The following is an 18,180-nucleotide window of genomic DNA, read 5'->3' as shown; positions in this document are numbered from 1 at the left end:
GCTGAGTTTTAGCGCTCGAGGATAGCCTGTTGTTCCTCAATAGCTTCTAGGGCAGCTTCAAGAGCTGCATGGCAAGCTGACAAAGCTCGGCTCTCAAGTTCCTTGGTGGTGAACTCACCTGAGCCATCATATGGGATATCCTGCAACACGATTCCCGGATGCACGTTCTGAGTAGGCGTAATGCTTACGAACACGGTTTGCTTCGTGATGTTTGGAGTAACTGAGCGAATTTTCCAGCCCGCCATTCTGCGTTCCTTTCATGGTTAAGGCGTCATGCGATAAGGGAAGCGGCGACGTGGAAATCAACCTTGAGCTTGCATCTTTTTAGGGCATCCCGCCCTGGAACGCCTCTGCCTGATCCTCGTCAACATTGAGGATGACCATGCGCCGTCTACAGTTCCGGCAGGTCAGGCGCGCCTCGACTTCATCGAGATAGAGCTGCTGAGGCTCCTCGACGCCGCGCGCCGCGAACTTGCGGATCACCTCTTCGACTGTCGGCTTGGCGGCGCTTCCGCATCCGCCCGGCTCGCAGTTGAACTCGATCCTCAGACCGGGGTCGAGATCGAGCAGCTGACGCTCGGACTTCCAGCCCATTTCCCGTCTCCTTCGATAAGGGGCGGGGAGTGAACATCACGAGAACAAACTGATCAACCCGCCCGGCCCTGTGCCGGGCTTTTTCATGAGGAGGGAGCGGTGTCGGAAGAGACTGCCGAACCTATGCAGGCGCGTCCGTCTGCTCTTGAGCGCCACGCACAGACGGCGCTGTCAGCCGTTGTCGTCGCACTTGTGCTTTGGATCGGTCAGGCCGTGAGCCAGCAGGGGCAAACCATCGTCCGTCTGGAGACGCAGGTCACATCGCTTCAGCAAGTGATCTCGTCTGACAACAGGAACCGCTACAGCGCTGATCGGGCGCATGCGGAGCTGGCGTTGAGGGACAACCGCCTCGGCCAGCTGGAGCGGCGTCTGGATGCGGCAGAGGCTGAGATCCGATCCCTTCGAGAAGAACGGAGAGAGCGACCATGAGCGCCTTTGAAACCTGCCTTCAGCACGTCCTCAAGCACGAGGGCGGCTATGTCGATCACCCGGTTGATCCGGGCGGGGCCACGAACATGGGCATCACTCGGAAAACCCTGGCCGCATGGCGAGGCTGCCCCGTCACCAAAGACGAGGTGCAATCTCTCACGGTCGATGAGGCCTCGCGCATCTACCGGGCCAAATACTGGAACCTGGTCCGGGGCGATGATCTTCCCCCACCTCTCGCACTCGTCGCTTTCGACTGCGCGGTGAACCAAGGCCCGGCGCGGGCGAAGCGTTGGCTTCAGGAGAGCGTCGGTGCGGTCGCTGACGGCGTGATCGGCCCGAATACGGTCGCCAAGGCGAACGCCGTTGATACGGCGCGCGCGGTGATCGAACTGAGTGCCCGGCGCATGTGGCACTACACCGGCCTTTCGATCTGGCCGACCTTCCGCAAGGGCTGGACGCGCCGCCTCCTTGCGATTCTCTGGGCTGCGGCCCGCCTGGCCTGAGGCCACCAATCCCTGAAATGGAGACGACTATGAACCTGCTCAAAGCAGCGGGCGCGCTTCTGTGCGCGCTCACCCTGACGGCCTGCGCTAGTCTTGATCGTGTGGATCTGATCGAGCGGACGGCTCACGACATCAACGCGCCCCGCGATGAGGCGGGCGCGCTCACCTCGGACGGCGCCGCGGTGGCGGCAGCGTGTGAGCTTGCGAAGACCGCCCAGGCCGCCAAATACATCCAGCTTTCGGATGTGGATCGTACGGCTCTGAACTCGCGTCTGTCCTCTGCGGCCGATGCGCTGGACCGGATCGTGGCCGGCGAGGCGGTCTTCTATGAAGCTGACGCCCTCGACGTTCAAATGACGATTGAAGACGTGATGGGCTCCGGTGTGCTGCGATTCCTCGGAGATGTGGCTGCCGGCATCCCTCGGATCGGCGCCGCGCGCGAGGCCCAGGCGGCGGTGAGGGGGCGTCAAGCCATCGAGGCGGGGTGCGCGCGGCTGGTCCGTGAAGTCATTGCGGGCGAGCGATCGCGCGACGAGGTGATCACCGCCTTCCGCGATCAGATCCGGGCGGCGTTGGAATGACGCTGCCCGCTTTTCTGAACCCACTCCGTGTCGAGCTGACGGGCCGTCTCAAACAGGGGCGGCCCGTTTGGCTATTGCTGGAGCCTTTGACGCTCCGGTGCGAGGTCGAGGGGATCGTCTACGCTCGGACGGCGCCCAGGGGCTTTGAGACGGATTTTGCCAGCGTCCCCCGCGCTTGCTGGCGGTTCGCTCCCCCCGGTGGCCTCTATGCCGGGGCCGCGGTCATCCACGATTGGCTCTACATCAACCGCATCGACAGCCGGTTCCTGGCTGACCGGACCTTCCTCGAAGGGATGAAGGCTGCCGGCGTCAGCGCCCTCCAGCGTTCGCTGCTCTTCCGTGCTGTGCGACTGGGCGGCGCTAAGGGTTGGGGGCGGTAAAGGCCTCGTCAGCCATGTGGTGAAACCCGCGCCCATCATGGCGCCGAGCCAAGTGATCAGGGCGATGATGCAAAGATCATGAATGCGTTCTTGTCGAGCAATTTCAGTCTTTCTGGTGAGCACATATTCCTGAAGGAGCGACTGATATACTTCGATTTGAATGTCAGGAGCTCTTTTGATGAAAAACCTACCAGGCTCCATGGCTTTGGTGGCAAGGTGTTCAAGCCCCAAAGCATCTTCAGCTCGTCGAAGACGCTCATACTTTTCGCGATCTGTTTTTCGCAGGCTCATGGGGTCTCACCTCGTCAGTTCAGCATTTCCGCGGCCGACCATAGAGAAAGCGCTTCGAGAGTGCAGCAATCAAAGCCCCGCCACGGTTCACACCGGGCGGGACTTTTTTTGTGCCTGCATTTTTCAGCTGTATCCAACTCAATCACCCAAGCGCCGTCGCGCCTCGATTTTGAATTGTTCGATTAGCTCGCGGTCGAGTTGTTCCATATCCTGAGGAAGCCGCAAACCCGTCAATGCCTCATAGATTTCGTCTGTAATGGCGAGAGCATAGAGCATGTTCGGTTGACCTCTTCCTGCCCTCAGAAAAGCTGCAAGGACTTCAATCCGTGTTGCTGCGCTTTGGTTGGCCTCGATCAATAATCTCAAGGCTGCAGCGCGCGGCTGAGCCTCACGAGCCATCAGACGTTCTTCGCCTGTAAGAGCAAGAGATGACATGTGTTCCCCCGTTTATTCACAGTTGTGAATAAACCATGACGCGAATGTGGATTCCCGTCTAGAGGGAATCGTGAGCGCGCGACTAGGATTTTCGTCTCAGGCCCGGAACACCCTTCGAGGGACCTTTTGCGATCCGCCCGTTCTCATCCGCATAGACCGCCTCGACGGTCACGGGCTCCCGGCATCGCGGGCAACGTCGCGCTCGCGCCTGCGCTTCCACAGTTGCTGCGTTCCCGCCACCCGGGCCGGCATCAAACCATCGCGGCTTGATGCAGCCCTGGGCGCAGGTCAGGCGAAAGCCTGCAATATGGTGCTGCGGCGTGGTCATGAGGGAAAGTTAGCAGGATAGTGTGACCGCGTACTTTCAAACTGAGCGGGTGTTACGACGACGGCGTCATCCCAAATGCGGACATTTCGGGACGCATATTCAGATTGAATTTCATGCATCTGCTAGCCTCTGGCGAATTGCTGCTATCGCGTCCCAGAAACGTTCCTTTTCGGGACCACGCAATTCAACTCCACCTGCGCCAGCTAAGCGCGCAACCGCACTCGACTTAATCGCGAGTTCAGGCTGAGCATGCCCCATGATAAAACTGGAATCAGACCGTAGGCGACGATGAAATTAGTAGGAGAAGGAAATATGCGAGGCAGTTCAACCAGATACCTATTCTCAGAACACGACGGCTCTCAGGTATTTCGAAATCAGATCGATGTGGCGAAGCAGGAAGTTGAGTCGCTTACGGAAGAGCGTGTGCTCAACACAGATATCGAGCAACTAGTTGCTTACTTCGTAGAGAAATTCGGTGTTGAGGTGCCGGAACTCGACTTCGAGAATGCAACCGCCACAGAGCACGAACGCAACATCGAGGTTCATGACCGCTGGGATGACCGTTGGGTATCCGTAAAGGGAATGGCAATTGACTTCGAAATCCCATTCTCCGGCGAAGCCGATGTATTCAAGATGCGCCCAGACACATGGGACACGAACCCACCAAACGCGACGATAAAGGGCCAATCCGTTTGTTTTTCGGTCGCTGCCCGAGAGTTATCCGAAGAGCAGGTGACGCAGAGTTTCGAGCGCATTAAAGCATCGCTAATCCAATACCTCGGGTGGCACGAAACGCTCTGGAAAGGCCTCCCAGGTCAACTCGCCGCCGCTGCTCGTGGGCAAATCGAGCATCGCAGAGAGCGCCTCCTGAAGCAGAAGAAAGTAGCATCGAGCCTTTCGACTATAGGCGTAAAACTGAAGGAGAAGCCCGGTGATGCGAAGACCTTCACCCCTCCGGCAGTGAAGCAGAAAATCTCTCCTAAGCTCCCTCCGATGAAAAAGGCCCGCAATCCGGAACCAACACTCGATGCTGCACAGTACACGACCATCATTGGCCTACTTTCGGGTTCGATTGAGAGCATCGAACAAAGCTCGCGACGCATGCGAGAGTTAGACGAAGAATCCCTTCGAGATATCCTGCTTGTGCCCCTGAACTCGCACTTCGAAAGCGCCAAAGGCGAGGCGTTCAACTTCTCAGGGAAAACAGATATTCTTATCCAACATGAAGGGTCGAACCTCTTCGTCGCTGAATGCAAGTTCTGGAAGGGCGAGAAGCAACTGCTTGAGGCGATCGACCAATTGCTCGGCTATTTGACGTGGAGAGACACCAAAACCGCACTTATTGTATTTAACAGGAACCGAGATTTCTCTCAGGTTCGCAAGCAGCTCGAAACAGCCCCGCAGAAACACCCCAATTACGCGTCCGGACCGACCTCAATCCACGAGGCGGCAAACCAATTTAAATTTACGCTGCCAAAAGACGAAGAGCGAGAGATACTCGTATCTATCATCGGTGCCGATTTAGGCTCGACATAATCGCGATGCCGACGGAATGTACGACGCCACACCAACTAAAAGTGAAATAGATAATCACAACTAGATGTTAATCTTGCCACCCTCCGAAAGTGAGAATGTCGTCGTGCGGCTCAACGTCCACCCGCTCGAATTTTGAGAACTTCTCGCGCCAATGAGCTTCACGATCTCCGGCTTCACCGGACCACTCGATTACGCGGATCGGCTTGTTTGGCGGCAGATGATTTTGAATGGTACGAATAAGGTGTTCGTCCTGCGCACTCAAACCGAAGAATATCAATCCGGTGATATCAGGCTGCCGGAGTGTCCAAGCGAACCAGCGCCAATACGACGCCAGCAGTGACGATTGCTCGATCACCAAAGTCTTGTGCTGCACATTCGTGAGAACAAGGTGCCTACCAACGGCTTCATCGCCAGTTTCGTAGTGAAGGTCAGCCTTCGCGTGCTTGTAAATTCCTTCGCCGCGCTCAAACACCAATGGGGAACCATGAAGGTGTAGATATAGCCCGAAATTATTATTACCGAGGGCTTTGAGGTTTTGGTGGCGGTATCCGGCGTTCGTCAGTCCATCGATGAGTTCACCGGCATATCCACGAAAGATGTCTCGGCTGATTAAAGCGTCATAGAGGAGCTGGTCATAGTTCAACGTCGCGATATGCGACTTCGATGCCCGTAGGAAATCCGCGAGCGAGTTTGCAAACTCATCCGGCAACGAATGTTCAGCAAGAGATAACTTCGTCGCGACGTTATGAACGAAACGCCCAAAAATGCCGGGCAGCGCAATACCGTTCTGGGTCAGAATTTCTTCGTCGCCCCTCGCGCTACTCGCTAGAAAATCACAAGCGAATATCGCCCGGTGCAGATCATCGAGATCAACCTCTTCTATCCCCTCGGCAGGCTCTTTGCGTAGGAATTCGCGCATCAAGTTTAGATGCTCAAGCGTAATCAGTTCGTGGTCATTACACGTCCGCTGAATTGCCGCCGGAAGGCTATAATCATCATTGGACAGGGCTCGCCCGAGTCCATTCCCAAAAACCAAGACTTTGCGCATAAAACCCAGCTAGTTATTGCAGCCTTGTTCAAGGCACCAAAAATGCAACTACTGCGTAGAGAATAAGAGCCGACTCTTATCACTGATCGTTGCTCTCACTATGAGCTGTTGGCGATTCAGCGGACACTCTTTCGCAATGTCTATCGCGCCCCGCACCAGTCATGCCGGCGTCCTTCCCAGGGCACGGTATAACCTTCCCAGATGAGCAGTTCAATTACTGGTTAGGCGTCAAATATATTCTCCGCATAGGTATAGCCTTGAAGATCAACGTCGTGGCGAGTTGATCCAGTGTTGGTGAAAGCCTCAGGTGCTCTGAGATAAAAAGGCAAAATAAACCGAGCACTATTCCGAACCGCCGTTTTAAGCCCTTGTATCTCTATGCCGTGAACGGAACGGGAAAGTTCGGAATGGGCGCTGAAAACAAAGGGTATCTTCCAGACTGTAAATCTGCCCGTTTCGGCGTACGCTGGTTCGAATCCAGCCCCCTCCACCACTTATTCCCGTGAGTTCATCAGCAGGCCCTGCGACCCAAGTATCGGCAGCAGCCAAAGCCCTGTGATGAAACAGAACCCGAAATATTTGAGGCGCCCCGTTTGCACAGGGCGCCCCTAAAGACTGTCAGTTGGTGCCGCCGTGACACGCGCCCTAGAAGGGTGACGCGGCGGCGCGGTCTTCCACGCCCTCGTCTGACGCTTCCTCATTGTCTGCGCCCGCATGCTCCATAGAGGCTTGCTCCGGTAGCACAGGGCGGTACTCAGGCAGATCGGCATGCTCGGCGAACCAGCTGAGCTCGGTATTGATCTTGAAAAGCTGATAGCTCAGTCGCCGGTAATTGTGCGGCTGGTCCGGCGCTACATAGAGCCTGGTGTCGACGCCCGCCGCCTGGACGCCGCGATGCATCATGATCGACTGGGTGGGCGGCACGCGCTCATCGCTCTCACCCACAAAAAACAGCGTCGGCGTGGTGACTTTCCACGCGTTCCAGAGTGGTGAGTGCGCCTGGTAAACGCTGGGGTCCGCACCCTCCTGCCAAGGCGCGGCGCTGAACCAGGGCGTGCGGTTAAACCGTGTGTCGCTTTCGCCGTACATGGACACCCAGTCAGACGCCCCGGCGCCGGATGACGCGGCGATGAAGCGGTCCGTCACCGTGATCAGGCGATTGGTCATATGTCCTCCGGCGCTCCACCCCATGATGATCAGGCGCTCCGGGTCGGCCAGCCCGCGTACGACCATGGCGTCGACGCCCGCGAGCACATCGGTGTCCGCATGGGTGAAATAGCCGCCCACCATGTCGCGCATGAACGCGTCGCCATAGCCTGTGCCGCCGCGATGGTTGGGCAGCAACACGCCATATCCCTGGCCGGTCAGCACCGGAATGGCGCGAGAGGTGTTCCAGGCGCCGAACTGGGAGGACGAGCGCGGGCCGCCATGAACGATGGTGATCAACGGGAACACATCGCCGGTTTCATAGCCCACAGGGCGGACCAGCAGGCCTTCTATGCGCTGTCCGTCTTCTGCGCTCCAGCTGACGGCTTGTTGCGCAGGCAGCGCAAAACGCTCGCCCAGACCGCCATGCCAACGGGTGACAGGTTGAAAGCCGGTTTCCGTCGTGCCCAGGTACATTTCGCCCGGCGTTGACGCGTCGGTGCGGATGAAGCTGTGAAGACCGGTGTCGGGATCAAAAGACCAATCGGAGATGACATGGTCGCCACTCGTCAGAGCGTTCAGCCGCCGGCTGGACAGGTCATAATGATAGAGCTGGGTCCGCAGCCCCGTATTGCCGAGAATGAACACCCCCGTCGACGTGGCGTCCCAGGCGAAATCCGCCACCTCCATCGCGAGGTCGGGCAGGATGAGTTCAGCCTGTCGGGCGCCGACTCGCTGAACGAACAGATTGTCCTCGTAATACGGCTCGCCTGCGGCGTTGACCGTGGCGATATACGCGAAACGTGCGCCATCGGGAGAAAGCTGGGCGCTTGATTCAGAATGGGTGTTCCAGGTCAGCTGGCTGAAATTGCGTTCGGCGAGATCATACCGCCACAACTCGCCCGCCTGGCGGTCGTCAATCAGCGGCCCGGGCGCGGAGCTGATGAGCAGGGATTGTCCGTCAGCTGAAATCGACAGGCCGCGCACATAGCCGTCTGGCGCTGCGAGGACGGGCTGGACCTCTCCGGTCTCAAGGCTGACGGACCAGACGAGATCGGGCTCGTCAACATCATAGGCGGTGAGCACCCAGCGTTTCCGACGCAGCCAGGACTCGGTTTCGCTCAGAGGCTCTTCAGCGCGAAAATAGATCGTTTCCCCGTCGGGCGCCCAGACTGGGGAGGATATCGAGGCGCCATGATCTGTCAGGCGTCTGAACTCGCCGGTGGCCACGGTGTAAAGGTAGAGCTGTTCCCGATCATCATCCTCCAGCTCCATTTCCGTGACGAAGGCGTCGCCGCGCGGCGACCACACGGCGTTGTCGACCGGGTCGTCCTCGCCTTCAGGCAGGGTGATGGTGATGTCTGAATTGTCGGTGAGGCGGCGGATATGAAGCGCGGTGTCGCGGCGGTTCTTGCCCCAGTCCGCCGTGCTGACTTCAAAGCTGTAATAGCGCCCGCCCGGCGCCGCCTGAGGCTCGCTGAGCTTTTCCAGGCTCAGGAAGTCGATGGCGTTCATCGGGGGCGGGGTGGTCTGCGCCATGGCGGACGCTGACACGCAGGCGCATGACAGGATCAGGGCAAGGCGAAAGGCGGACAAGGACATCTGGGAAAGCTCTGTGTCTGGGCTTGGAAGAAAAAGGGGCGCGCCTTGCGACGCGCCCCTGAAGCATCAGGCGTCGATCGCCTGCCTAGAAGGACGCACGCAGACCCACATAGAACTCGCGTCCCGTCGGATCGTTGAGCGATTCGACAATGTTCAGGCTGCTGCCGTTATCAAGACCTGACGGCAGGAGCGGGCCCAGATTGTCGAAGATGTTGTTGACGCCGCCATAGACACGATACTGGTCATCATCGCCAAAGGTGTAGCTGGCGTAGACGCGGTGGAAGTATTCATCCCCCACGCTGAAATACCGGTCATCGCCCGGATTGGGGTTGTTCAGCAGATCGTCCACACCGCCCTCGGCATAGGTGATGGTGTAGCTCGTCCGGAACGGACCATTGCTATAGCCCATCCGCAAGCGTGCTTCATTCTCAGGCGTGTTGATTTCGCCCAGCGAAGTAGAGGTCAGTACGGTGCCCGCAATGCCTTCAAACTCCACCTCGTCGGTGATGTAGTGGCTAAAGCGGAAGTCCATATCGAACCGGCCCGGAACCTTGGGCAGCTCGAAGCGATAATCGATAGAGAGATCAATGCCCTCAACCGTCTCGCTGTTGAGGTTTTCTTGGTAGTTGATCACCTCGACCACTTCACCGGAGGTGGGGCTGCGGGTGATCACGTCACAGAACTTGTTATTCGGATAATCCGCTGCGGAATAGCAAAGGTCCACAGTGTCCTGGGTCGAGATCGATGTGATCGCGTCATTAATCTCGATAGAGTAATAGTCCACGATCAGGGTGAAATTATCGATCCAGCGCGGCTGGAAGATAGCGCCCACCGTGAAGGTGTCAGCGGTTTCTTCCTTGACGTTCGGGTTGCCCGAGTTCGGACCCTGAACCGAGCTGCTCGGATCGAATTCGTAATACAATCCAGTGTCGGGATCGATATTGTCCACGTCACTGAAATACGCCTGGATGCCAGGGTCAGCCAGGCAGTTCGCCGTCACGATGGCCAGATCTGCGTTTTGGCCGCCTGAGCCTTCAGGTTGATCCAGACCCGAGCCATCCTGCAGCAAGCCTTCGCATGGATCGGACAGGCTGTCAGAATCGGGACGGGGCGGGGAGAACAGCTCGGTGATGTTCGGCGCACGTTGGGAGCGCGAGTACTGCGCCCGCAGACCGAAATCATCAATCGGACGCCAGACGATGCCGGCATTGTAGCTGAAGATCGTTCCAATCGTGTCGTAGTCCGCGACGCGGGCCGCCGCCTGGAAGTTCAGCTGGTCCGCGATCAGCGGCACATCGATCTCGGCATAGCCTTCGACCACATTATAGCTGGCGCTCATGGACGGGAAGGTGGACAGCGAGGTGCGTTCGCGGTCCTCGGTCGTGGGATCGCCGTCGAGACCGCCGACCAGGTCGCCATCTGGGTCGCCGGTAGTGGTTTGCTCTTCGCGGCGGAATTCAACGCCTGCTGCGGTCTTGACCGAGCCAGCCCAGATGTCGAACAGGTCGCCTGTGATGTAACCGCCCGCGGTGTATTGGGTGCGAGACTGGGTCGCGAAGCCGTTATAGCGGATATAGTCCGCAGCTGCTTCTGAGATCGAGCCTTCGCCAAAGAGGTTCAGCGGGACGCAGCCATCGGCCCGTGCGGCCGCATCAGAACACTGATAGCCGCCATTGCCGTCGCTTTCGATGTCGAGGGCCTGCTGGGCGTTGTAATAGTTCACCTCATTGGGATTTTGCTGATCCTGGGTGAAGTGGCCGTAGGTGGCGAACATGGTCCAGTCGAAACGATCATTGAGCTGACCATCCAGGTCCGCCATGAGGCGGAGGGTGGTGCGCTCATTGATGCGGGCTTGTTCGCCCAATTCTACAAGCCGGCGGGTGAATGATACGGAGCCGGATCGCGTTTCCTCCACCTCTGCCGGGATGAAGGGATGGCTGGACGACATATTGCCGACCGAGAAGGCTTCCTGAACACCGAAATCGCTTGAGCTGCCGAGGGTCTGGTAGCCGCCGGCCGTGCGCGATTCGATGTCGGAATAGAGCGCCGTAACCGAGCCTGTCATCGTTGGCGTGAACTCATAGGACGAGGTCAGGCCGATATTGAGCAGCTCACGCGCGCCAAGCAGCGTGCGGCCCGGGCGGTAGTTATAGCCATCCACATCCGAGAAGAAGTCCGACGAGCCTGAGCGATCACTCGGCTGCAAGGACTTGTCATTGAACCACTGACCGTCGACGAACCAGGCGTCGCCGCCTTCGAAAACGCCGCCGGGCGTATAACTGGAATTGCTGCCGAGAAAGCAGTGGCGCTCAGTAAAGACGGTCGAACAACCCGGTGCGTTCAGCTGGTCTGCGAACGCGTCATTGGAGGATGTTGAAGGATCGTCAAAGCTGATCGCCGCGATGGATTCCGGACGCGTGTCGTCGGCGCGGATCATCTCCAGATCGCGATAGCTGACGCCGAACAGCACATAGCCGCGGTCGTCCTGAAAGCGGGAGCCCCAGAGCACGTTGGCGCGATACTCGTCGCCGCCGCTGGCTTCAGGCGTGGTGTAGCGAGCGTCCACGCTCAGGCCTTCGAAATCGTCTTCGAGCATGAAGTTCGCCACGCCGGCGATGGCGTCAGAACCATAGATCGCCGAGGCGCCGCCCGTAGTGACTTCGGTGCGTTCGACAAAACCGACGGGCAGGGTGCTCAGGCTGACGCGATCTGAATTGCCCGAGTTGGATACGGCGCGCATGCCGTTGATCAGAACCAGGGTGCGGTCATCGCCCAGCCGGCGCAGGCTGATCGTCGACAGGCCGCTGGTCTGGATGAGGTTGTTAGAGTTTTTCGGGGAAATGCTGGGTGAGACGCCCGGCAGTTCAACCAGAGCTTCAGCCAGATCGGTGGTGCCCGATTCCTGCAGATCTTCCGCACTAAAGACCTGAAGCGGGACCGCGGACTCTGCGTTGCTGGCGCGTTGAATGCGAGATCCTGTAACCGTAATTACATCCTCTGCGGGCGCCGCAGCATTTTGACTCTCGTTTGTTGCATTTTGTGCAACAGCCATGGGCGCGGTGATTGCATAGAGCGCGATTAAGCAGCTGGCATTAAGCAATTGTTTTTTATGACTCATTGTTTCCCCGATGATGCTGTGTTGCGTTTGGGCGCCATGTTCGGGACCACCCCGGATTATGGGTCTCGAACTGGAGTTCAATCAGCAGGCTCAGAGAAATAAGGGTTCAACATCAAATGCGTATCCCTCATAATGCATTGCGTAAAACGCAATAGGCTGAAAAGGCTCGGGTTTAATGGACCTCATCTGGCTTGAGGATTTGTTGAGTGTGGCGGAAAAGGGACACTTTGCGCGGGCGGCTGAGGCGCGGAACGTGTCCCAGTCTGCGTTGACTCGAAGAATTCAGTCCCTTGAGCGCTGGGCGGGCGAAGCGTTGCTGGATCGCAGCACGCACCCTATAGCGCTCACGCCAGCCGGGAAGATGTTCAGCGCGCGTGCGCGCGATATCGTAGGTCGCGCTGCGCTGGCCCGTGCGGAAATACGCGAGCAGGCGAAAACGCATCAAGATAGCGTCAATATCGCCTGTCTTCACACGCTCGCGCTTCAATATGTGCCTGAACTCGTTGCTCGAATCCAAAGTCAGACTGGATCTTTTCAGGCGACGATCGTGGCCGAGACCCGAACCATCAACCAGTATCTGGACGACCTCACCAACCACCAGACGGACCTGTTCATCTGTTTCAGTTATCCGCAAGTGCCACTGGGGATCACGCTTGAGGGGGTTCCCCAGCTCAATCTGGGTCAGGAAAGTTTCGCCCCCTATCAGGCCGTGGACGCCGCTCCGGTGGATCTGGGAGACCCTGAAGGACCGCCTATCGCTTATCTGGAATACGGGGCCACAGCGTTTCTTTCCAGGATCGCCGAGCGCATGACGTCGGGCGCACCTTTCGAAAACCGTCTGCAGCCTGTCTACCGCGCGACCCTGGCGGAGAGCCTGGCGAGCGCCGCATGTCAGAATATGGGCGTCGCCTGGTTGCCGGGCAGCATCGCCGCGCCCCTGGTGGACGCAGGGCGCTTGGCGGCCGTGCCGGGGCCTTGGCGCGCGCAAATGTCAATCATGGCGATTCGATCAGCCGCCAGCCGCTCATCCCTGTTTGAAGAGATATGGCGGCGCTTGCGGGAGATATCCGAAGCGCGGGACTGAACCACCCCCATCTGCATTCGGACCGCTTCTCCCGTCTCGACAATGGGGTGAGGGACACGCTATCTAGTTCGTCCGGCGCGGGTATAGCACAATGGTAGTGCAGCAGCCTTCCAAGCTGAGGATGCCGGTTCGATCCCGGCTACCCGCTCCATTTCCCTTCTTATCCTGAAAACGAACATGGGCAGGCCCGACAGGGCGATTGCGCGGCGAGGGCGAACCACGTCACACTTCGAGCCTGGCTTGCTCCCGAGGCGGGGCGTGGTGACAGGGTGGAGGAAGCATGGCGCGCGTACTGGTTTACTTCGCTCACCCCGGTCGGCGCTATTCGCGCGCCAACCTGAGCATGGCGGAAGCCGTTGATCATCTGGCGGGCGTCACTTTCATCGATCTTTATGAGCTGTATCCCCGTCACGATATCGAGATCGAAGACGAGCAGGCCCGGCTCATCGAGCATGATGTCATCATCTTCCAGTTTCCGCTGTTCTGGTACTCCACGCCCTCGCTTCTGAAGGAGTGGATGGATCTGGTTCTGGAGCATGGATTCGCTTATGGCGCAGGCGGGGAGGCGCTGAAGGACAAGATCTTCATGTGCGCCGTCACCGCGTCGTCTCCAGAGCAGGCGTATAGCCCGGAGGGCTTCCAGCATTATCCCTTGCGCACTTTCCTGACGCCGCTGGAGCAGACTGCAAGGCTCTGTCAGATGCGCGGCCTGCCTCCCTATGTCTTGTATGAATCGCTGGTCGCGTCCGAGGACGAGCGTCTGCCCGATCACGTGAAAGGCTATAAGCGACTGATCATGGGGCTTCGTGAGGAGCGCTATGATTGCGAGCAGGCTGGCGCCTATGACGTGATCCAGGCTGAAGACCTCAAGGCCCTGCTGAGAGATGAGGAGACGGCCTGATGGGCGATTTTTTGCTTATGGCGACCTTGTTTCTGACCGCGGGCGTCATCGCCGTGCCTCTGGCGTCTCGCCTGGGGCTGGGCTCGGTGCTGGGCTATTTGTTGGCCGGGATTGTTCTGAGCCCGATCCTTGGCCTGTTGCATGTGGACGTGATCGCCATCCAGCATTTCGCCGAATTTGGCGTGGTGATGATGCTGTTCATCGTCGGGCTGGAGCTTGAACCGCGACGCTTGTGGGACATGCGCACCCGGCTGGTTGGGCTGGGTGGTTTGCAGGTCGGGCTGACAGCTGTCGTGGTCGTCGCCGTCTGCATGATGCTGGACATGCCCTGGCGACAGGGCGTGGCGATCGGCTTCATCCTTGCGCTGTCCTCCACCGCCATCGTCATTCAGACCCTGAACGAGCGCGGGCTGATGAATTCTGACGGCGGTCGCAGCAGCTTCTCCGTGCTGTTGTTTCAAGACATCGCCGTCATCTTCATGTTGGCGCTGTTTCCGCTGCTCTCTTCGCCCGACATTCTGGCGGAGACCGCCGGGCATGCAGCCGGGGCTGTCTCAGACCATGGCGGCGAAAGCGCGGAGCTGGCGCCCTTTGCCGGCTTGCCGGGCTGGGCCCGCGGACTGATCAGCCTCGCCGCCATAGCGCTGGTCGTGGGGATTGGCAGCTATCTCACTCGTCCATTGTTCCGGTTCATCGCCATGGCGCGTCTGCGCGAGTTGTTCACCGCGGCGGCGTTGATGCTGGTGGTGGGGATCGCGCTGCTGATGACGCTGGCGGGATTGTCGCCGGCGCTGGGCGCGTTCCTGGCGGGCGTGGTTCTGGCCAACTCCGAATACCGGCACGAGCTTGAAAGCCATATTGATCCGTTCCGCGGGCTCTTGCTGGGCCTGTTCTTCATCACGGTCGGGGCGGCGGTGGATTTCACCCTGCTGGCGGACCAGCTCTGGGTGACGCTGGGCCTGACGCTTGGCCTAATCGTGATCAAGGCGGTGATCTTGTGGGGGCTCAGCCTGGCTTTCCGGATTGGCGGGGCGGATCGTTGGCTGTTCACGCTGGGTCTGGCGCAAGCGGGTGAGTTCGGTTTCGTGCTTTTGACCCTGACCGTGTCCGAAGCGATCTTGCCGCCGGCGGTCGCCAGTCAGCTTTTGCTGGTTGTGGCGCTGTCCATGCTGATCACTCCGGGCCTGTTCCTGCTCAATGACAAGATCAGCGCGATGATGGCGAGAGCGCGGACGCCCCAGGATGCGGACGAGATTGACTCCAAGGCCAAGATCATCGTCGCCGGACATGGCCGCGTGGGCGGCATCGTCAACCGCATGCTGCGCGCCTACGGCCATGACACGACGGTTCTGGATTATTCCTCCAGCCAGCTTGAAATGCTGCGCGCGTTCGGGATCAAGGTGTTCTTCGGTGATGCGACCCGGCCTGACCTGCTGCACGCCGCCGGAATTGAGCAAGCCGAGTTGTTGGTGGTCGCCATCGACAATCGCGATCAGATCACAGAGCTGGTTCGCCATGTGCGTCGGCATCACCCCCATGTCCATGTGATCGCCCGGGCGGTCTCACGTGAGCATGTCTATGATCTATATGCTGTGGGGTGCCGGGATATGATCCGGGAAACCTTTGATTCAAGCGTCCGAATCGGGCGCAGCGCTTTTGAGGCTCTGGGCGCGCACCCGTTTGACGCCGAACAGATGTGCCGGGCCTATGTGCATGAGGACCGCAAGATCCTGCGCGAGATGGCCGAAGTGTATGACCCCGAGATTCCCAATCACAAGAATCCGCCCTTTGTCGCCAGAGCCAGGGAAGCGCGCGAGCGTCAACAAAACGAGCTGAGCGGCGGCGGGCGCGTGTTGGGCGCCATGAATGACCGGCGCTGGTCGCCGCCGACGCCCAAGGACGTCCGGGTCGAACGCGATCAGGCGCGATCGGACCCGGACGAATGATGTCAGGCGGCGCGGTTGATATGGCCCATCGCGTCGCTAATGCTTTCATCGCCTCTGGACAGCTCGAACACGGCGCCGGAGGCCTCAGGCACGCTGACGCAGCGCTCGAGCACTTCCGCCACGTCTTCACGTGAAATGGTCTCCCCGCTCACATGGTCCGTAGAGACCTCGATCCGGCCTGACCCGTCTTCGTCGGTCAGCGAGACCGGGCGGACGATTGTGAAGTCCACGCCGGCGGTCTTCAGATGTGCATCGGCGTCATGCTTGGCCTTGAGATAGTGTTGCAGTCCCTCTGGCCCCTTTTCGGGAGCGTCAGCGCCCACCGAGCTCAGCATCACGAAGCGTTGAACGCCGGCTTTCTTGGCGTTCTCGATCAGCGAGATTGCGCCGTTACGGTCGATGGCGTCGGTCAGGGATTCAGGCGTATCCCCGCCTGAGCCGGCGGCGAAGATCACCGCATCCACGCCTTCAGCCACGTCGTCGGGCAAAGCGGTCAGGTCCGCCGTGCGAGTCTCGACGCCGTCCGGCAACACTGAAAGGTCCGAGCTTTCCCGCACCAGCGCCACAGGCGTACGCCCTGACTGCTGTATCTTGCGGGTGAGGGCGCGGCCGGTAAGCCCTGTGGCCCCTGCAATGAGAATACGCATCGTCTTCTCCAGTTCTGCTTCGGATGCTGGCGGACGCCAGCGTCCATGAGCAACGGGGGGCAGGCCCTTTTGTTCCTTTTCCTTCGCATGAAGGACAGGGAAGGGAGGGCTTTCACGACGCTTTATCTGCAGAAGCCTGCGATGAAGATGCTTTCTTTCTTGCCAGAGCGTGGATCGGGCGCTATGCCCCGCGCAATCGCCCTGGCGCATCGTTCAGCAGTCGGACCGTCGGCTGATGCAAGCGCCGCAAATCCATGTTCCAGCTTGAGGGTCCACGACAATGGCCAAGGAAAAGTTTGAGCGTACGAAACCGCATGCCAATATTGGCACGATTGGTCACGTTGACCACGGCAAGACGACGCTGACCGCCGCGATCACCAAATACTTTGGTGACTTCCGCGCGTATGACCAGATTGACGGAGCGCCTGAAGAGAAGGCGCGCGGCATCACGATTTCGACGGCACACGTTGAGTATGAGACGGAGAACCGTCACTACGCGCACGTGGATTGCCCGGGCCACGCCGACTATGTGAAGAACATGATCACGGGCGCTGCGCAGATGGACGGCGGCATCCTGGTTGTGAACGCCGCTGACGGCCCGATGCCGCAGACGCGCGAGCACATTCTTCTGGCGCGCCAGGTTGGCGTTCCGGCTCTGGTTGTGTTCCTGAACAAGGTTGACCAGGTCGACGACGAAGAGCTTCTGGAGCTTGTTGAGATGGAAGTTCGCGAACTTCTGTCCTCTTACGACTTCCCGGGCGACGACATTCCGATCATCGCGGGCTCTGCGCTTGCGGCGATGGAAGGGCGTGATCCCGAGATCGGCGAGAACAAGATCCGCGAACTGATGGCGGCTGTGGATGAGTACATCCCGACCCCTGAGCGTCCGATCGACCAGGCGTTCCTGATGCCGATCGAGGACGTGTTCTCGATTTCGGGCCGCGGCACGGTTGTGACCGGCCGTATCGAGCGCGGCGTGATTCACGTGGGCGACGAGATCGAGATCATCGGTCTGCGCGACACTGTGAAGACGACGTGTACGGGCGTTGAGATGTTCCGCAAGCTGCTCGACCAGGGCGAAGCGGGCGACAATGTGGGCCTTCTGCTGCGCGGCATCGACCGTGAGGGCGTTGAGCGCGGCCAGGTTCTGGCCAAGCCGGGTTCGATCACGCCGCACGCGAAGTTCGAAGCCGAGGCGTACATCCTGACGAAGGAAGAGGGTGGCCGTCACACGCCGTTCTTCTCCAACTATCGTCCGCAGTTCTACTTCCGCACGACGGACGTGACCGGTGTTGTGACCTTGAAAGAGGGCACGGAGATGGTCATGCCGGGCGACAATGTTGAAGTGTCTGTCGAGCTGATCACCCCGATCGCGATGGAAGAGAAGCTGCGCTTCGCCATCCGCGAAGGCGGCCGCACCGTGGGCGCTGGCGTGGTGTCCAAGATCACCGACTAAGCGCACGCGCTGTTCGCAGCGCACCGCACAGATCAACGCCCCGGAGCCAAGCTCCGGGGCGTTTTTCGTGCGCGCGACACAGCCAGCCCCCGAATAGCCGGTTTCTGCCCTGGGGCTGAATCAGTCCGGGCTGGGCAGGGCTCTGTAATGTTTGG

At 59.3% G+C, this 18,180-nt stretch carries 16 protein-coding genes and 1 tRNA gene; 10 read left to right on the top strand and 7 right to left on the bottom strand.

All coding sequences use genetic code 11. The annotated features are described in order from the left end of the window. Positions 1 to 8: 8 nt before the first annotated feature. Positions 9 to 245, bottom strand: coding sequence for a hypothetical protein (locus ACTIGF_RS00175; RefSeq protein WP_439634947.1), 237 nt, complete (start codon positions 243 to 245; stop codon positions 9 to 11). A gap of 79 nt (positions 246 to 324) precedes the next feature. Next, entirely contained in the window at positions 325 to 594 is a 270-nt protein-coding gene (locus ACTIGF_RS00170) for a hypothetical protein (RefSeq protein WP_439634946.1), read from the bottom strand. Positions 595 to 693: 99 nt separating this feature from the next. Between ACTIGF_RS00170 and ACTIGF_RS00165 the strand changes: the two genes are divergently transcribed. The 4 genes from ACTIGF_RS00165 to ACTIGF_RS00150 are packed head-to-tail and all read left to right on the top strand — an operon-like array spanning position 694 to position 2,487. Next, positions 694 to 1,023 (top strand): hypothetical protein, encoded by a 330-nt coding sequence (locus tag ACTIGF_RS00165; protein ID WP_439634945.1) that lies wholly within the window; start codon positions 694 to 696, stop codon positions 1,021 to 1,023. Next, positions 1,020 to 1,526: a glycoside hydrolase family 108 protein gene (locus ACTIGF_RS00160; RefSeq protein ID WP_439634944.1), complete on the top strand. Its 507-nt coding sequence runs from the start codon at positions 1,020 to 1,022 to the stop codon at positions 1,524 to 1,526. The genes ACTIGF_RS00165 and ACTIGF_RS00160 overlap by 4 nt, the downstream gene beginning before the upstream one ends. 29 nt (positions 1,527 to 1,555) lie before the next feature. Next, positions 1,556 to 2,107, top strand: coding sequence for a hypothetical protein (locus tag ACTIGF_RS00155; RefSeq protein WP_439634943.1), 552 nt, complete (start codon positions 1,556 to 1,558; stop codon positions 2,105 to 2,107). Next, a complete protein-coding gene (locus ACTIGF_RS00150) occupies positions 2,104 to 2,487 on the top strand; it encodes a DUF1353 domain-containing protein (RefSeq protein ID WP_439634942.1) in 384 nt (127 codons plus the stop codon). Before ACTIGF_RS00155 ends, ACTIGF_RS00150 begins: the two co-directional genes overlap by 4 nt. Before the next feature lie 429 nt (positions 2,488 to 2,916). Here ACTIGF_RS00150 and ACTIGF_RS00145 read toward each other — a convergent pair whose 3' ends face one another. Next, the gene (locus ACTIGF_RS00145) at positions 2,917 to 3,213 is read right to left on the bottom strand and encodes a hypothetical protein (RefSeq protein WP_439634941.1); all 297 of its coding nucleotides are present in this window, start codon (positions 3,211 to 3,213) and stop codon (positions 2,917 to 2,919) included. Between the two features lie 712 nt (positions 3,214 to 3,925). On the opposite strand from ACTIGF_RS00145, the gene ACTIGF_RS00140 reads away from it, so the two are divergent. After that, the gene (locus ACTIGF_RS00140) at positions 3,926 to 5,077 is read left to right on the top strand and encodes a hypothetical protein (RefSeq protein ID WP_439634940.1); all 1,152 of its coding nucleotides are present in this window, start codon (positions 3,926 to 3,928) and stop codon (positions 5,075 to 5,077) included. 67 nt (positions 5,078 to 5,144) lie between these two features. Here ACTIGF_RS00140 and ACTIGF_RS00135 read toward each other — a convergent pair whose 3' ends face one another. The 3 genes from ACTIGF_RS00135 to ACTIGF_RS00125 form a co-directional block, all read right to left on the bottom strand. After that, positions 5,145 to 6,125 carry a hypothetical protein gene (locus tag ACTIGF_RS00135; RefSeq protein ID WP_439634939.1) on the bottom strand — a complete coding sequence of 327 codons (981 nt, stop codon included), beginning with the start codon at positions 6,123 to 6,125 and terminating at the stop codon, positions 5,145 to 5,147. 645 nt (positions 6,126 to 6,770) lie between these two features. Next, positions 6,771 to 8,873: a S9 family peptidase gene (locus tag ACTIGF_RS00130; protein WP_439634938.1), complete on the bottom strand. Its 2,103-nt coding sequence runs from the start codon at positions 8,871 to 8,873 to the stop codon at positions 6,771 to 6,773. Between the two features lie 85 nt (positions 8,874 to 8,958). Next, a complete protein-coding gene (locus tag ACTIGF_RS00125; protein WP_439634937.1) occupies positions 8,959 to 11,925 on the bottom strand; it encodes a TonB-dependent receptor plug domain-containing protein in 2,967 nt (988 codons plus the stop codon). A 241-nt stretch (positions 11,926 to 12,166) separates the two neighbouring features. On the opposite strand from ACTIGF_RS00125, the gene ACTIGF_RS00120 reads away from it, so the two are divergent. From ACTIGF_RS00120 to ACTIGF_RS00105, 4 genes are all read left to right on the top strand, one after another. Further along, positions 12,167 to 13,075, top strand: a complete 909-nt coding sequence (locus tag ACTIGF_RS00120) for a LysR family transcriptional regulator (RefSeq protein ID WP_439634936.1) — start codon at positions 12,167 to 12,169, stop codon at positions 13,073 to 13,075. Between the two features lie 77 nt (positions 13,076 to 13,152). Continuing rightward, positions 13,153 to 13,226: transfer RNA gene (locus ACTIGF_RS00115), tRNA-Gly, on the top strand. Between the two features lie 129 nt (positions 13,227 to 13,355). Further along, a complete protein-coding gene (locus tag ACTIGF_RS00110; RefSeq protein WP_439634935.1) occupies positions 13,356 to 13,976 on the top strand; it encodes an NAD(P)H-dependent oxidoreductase in 621 nt (206 codons plus the stop codon). After that, entirely contained in the window at positions 13,976 to 15,922 is a 1,947-nt protein-coding gene (locus tag ACTIGF_RS00105) for a monovalent cation:proton antiporter-2 (CPA2) family protein (RefSeq protein ID WP_439634934.1), read from the top strand. Before ACTIGF_RS00110 ends, ACTIGF_RS00105 begins: the two co-directional genes overlap by 1 nt. A 2-nt stretch (positions 15,923 to 15,924) precedes the next feature. Here ACTIGF_RS00105 and ACTIGF_RS00100 read toward each other — a convergent pair whose 3' ends face one another. Further along, a complete protein-coding gene (locus tag ACTIGF_RS00100) occupies positions 15,925 to 16,569 on the bottom strand; it encodes an SDR family oxidoreductase (protein WP_439634933.1) in 645 nt (214 codons plus the stop codon). A 280-nt stretch (positions 16,570 to 16,849) separates the two neighbouring features. On the opposite strand from ACTIGF_RS00100, the gene tuf reads away from it, so the two are divergent. Then, positions 16,850 to 18,025, top strand: coding sequence for an elongation factor Tu (gene tuf / locus ACTIGF_RS00095; RefSeq protein WP_439634932.1), 1,176 nt, complete (start codon positions 16,850 to 16,852; stop codon positions 18,023 to 18,025). Positions 18,026 to 18,180 lie beyond the last annotated feature (155 nt).

Origin of the sequence: Oceanicaulis sp., assembly GCF_051859625.1 — a bacterium.
In the GTDB taxonomy this organism is placed as follows: domain Bacteria; phylum Pseudomonadota; class Alphaproteobacteria; order Caulobacterales; family Maricaulaceae; genus Oceanicaulis.
The sequence above is the reverse complement of the archived record's forward strand: the minus strand, read 5'-3'. Positions and strand labels throughout refer to the sequence as shown.

Excerpts from the sequence above, each read along its gene's own strand:
- tuf (WP_439634932.1), top strand. The coding sequence starts at position 16,850 with ATGGCCAAGGAAAAGTTTGAGCGTACGAAACCGCATGCCAATATTGGC.
- ACTIGF_RS00105 (WP_439634934.1), top strand. The coding sequence starts at position 13,976 with ATGGGCGATTTTTTGCTTATGGCGACCTTGTTTCTGACCGCGGGCGTC.
- ACTIGF_RS00110 (WP_439634935.1), top strand. The coding sequence starts at position 13,356 with ATGGCGCGCGTACTGGTTTACTTCGCTCACCCCGGTCGGCGCTATTCG.
- ACTIGF_RS00125 (WP_439634937.1), bottom strand. The coding sequence starts at position 11,925 with ATGGCTGTTGCACAAAATGCAACAAACGAGAGTCAAAATGCTGCGGCG.
- ACTIGF_RS00170 (WP_439634946.1), bottom strand. The coding sequence starts at position 594 with ATGGGCTGGAAGTCCGAGCGTCAGCTGCTCGATCTCGACCCCGGTCTG.
- ACTIGF_RS00135 (WP_439634939.1), bottom strand. The coding sequence starts at position 6,125 with ATGCGCAAAGTCTTGGTTTTTGGGAATGGACTCGGGCGAGCCCTGTCC.
- ACTIGF_RS00150 (WP_439634942.1), top strand. The coding sequence starts at position 2,104 with ATGACGCTGCCCGCTTTTCTGAACCCACTCCGTGTCGAGCTGACGGGC.
- ACTIGF_RS00100 (WP_439634933.1), bottom strand. The coding sequence starts at position 16,569 with ATGCGTATTCTCATTGCAGGGGCCACAGGGCTTACCGGCCGCGCCCTC.
- ACTIGF_RS00130 (WP_439634938.1), bottom strand. The coding sequence starts at position 8,873 with ATGTCCTTGTCCGCCTTTCGCCTTGCCCTGATCCTGTCATGCGCCTGC.
- ACTIGF_RS00175 (WP_439634947.1), bottom strand. The coding sequence starts at position 245 with ATGGCGGGCTGGAAAATTCGCTCAGTTACTCCAAACATCACGAAGCAA.
- ACTIGF_RS00160 (WP_439634944.1), top strand. The coding sequence starts at position 1,020 with ATGAGCGCCTTTGAAACCTGCCTTCAGCACGTCCTCAAGCACGAGGGC.
- ACTIGF_RS00155 (WP_439634943.1), top strand. The coding sequence starts at position 1,556 with ATGAACCTGCTCAAAGCAGCGGGCGCGCTTCTGTGCGCGCTCACCCTG.
- ACTIGF_RS00145 (WP_439634941.1), bottom strand. The coding sequence starts at position 3,213 with ATGTCATCTCTTGCTCTTACAGGCGAAGAACGTCTGATGGCTCGTGAG.
- ACTIGF_RS00120 (WP_439634936.1), top strand. The coding sequence starts at position 12,167 with ATGGACCTCATCTGGCTTGAGGATTTGTTGAGTGTGGCGGAAAAGGGA.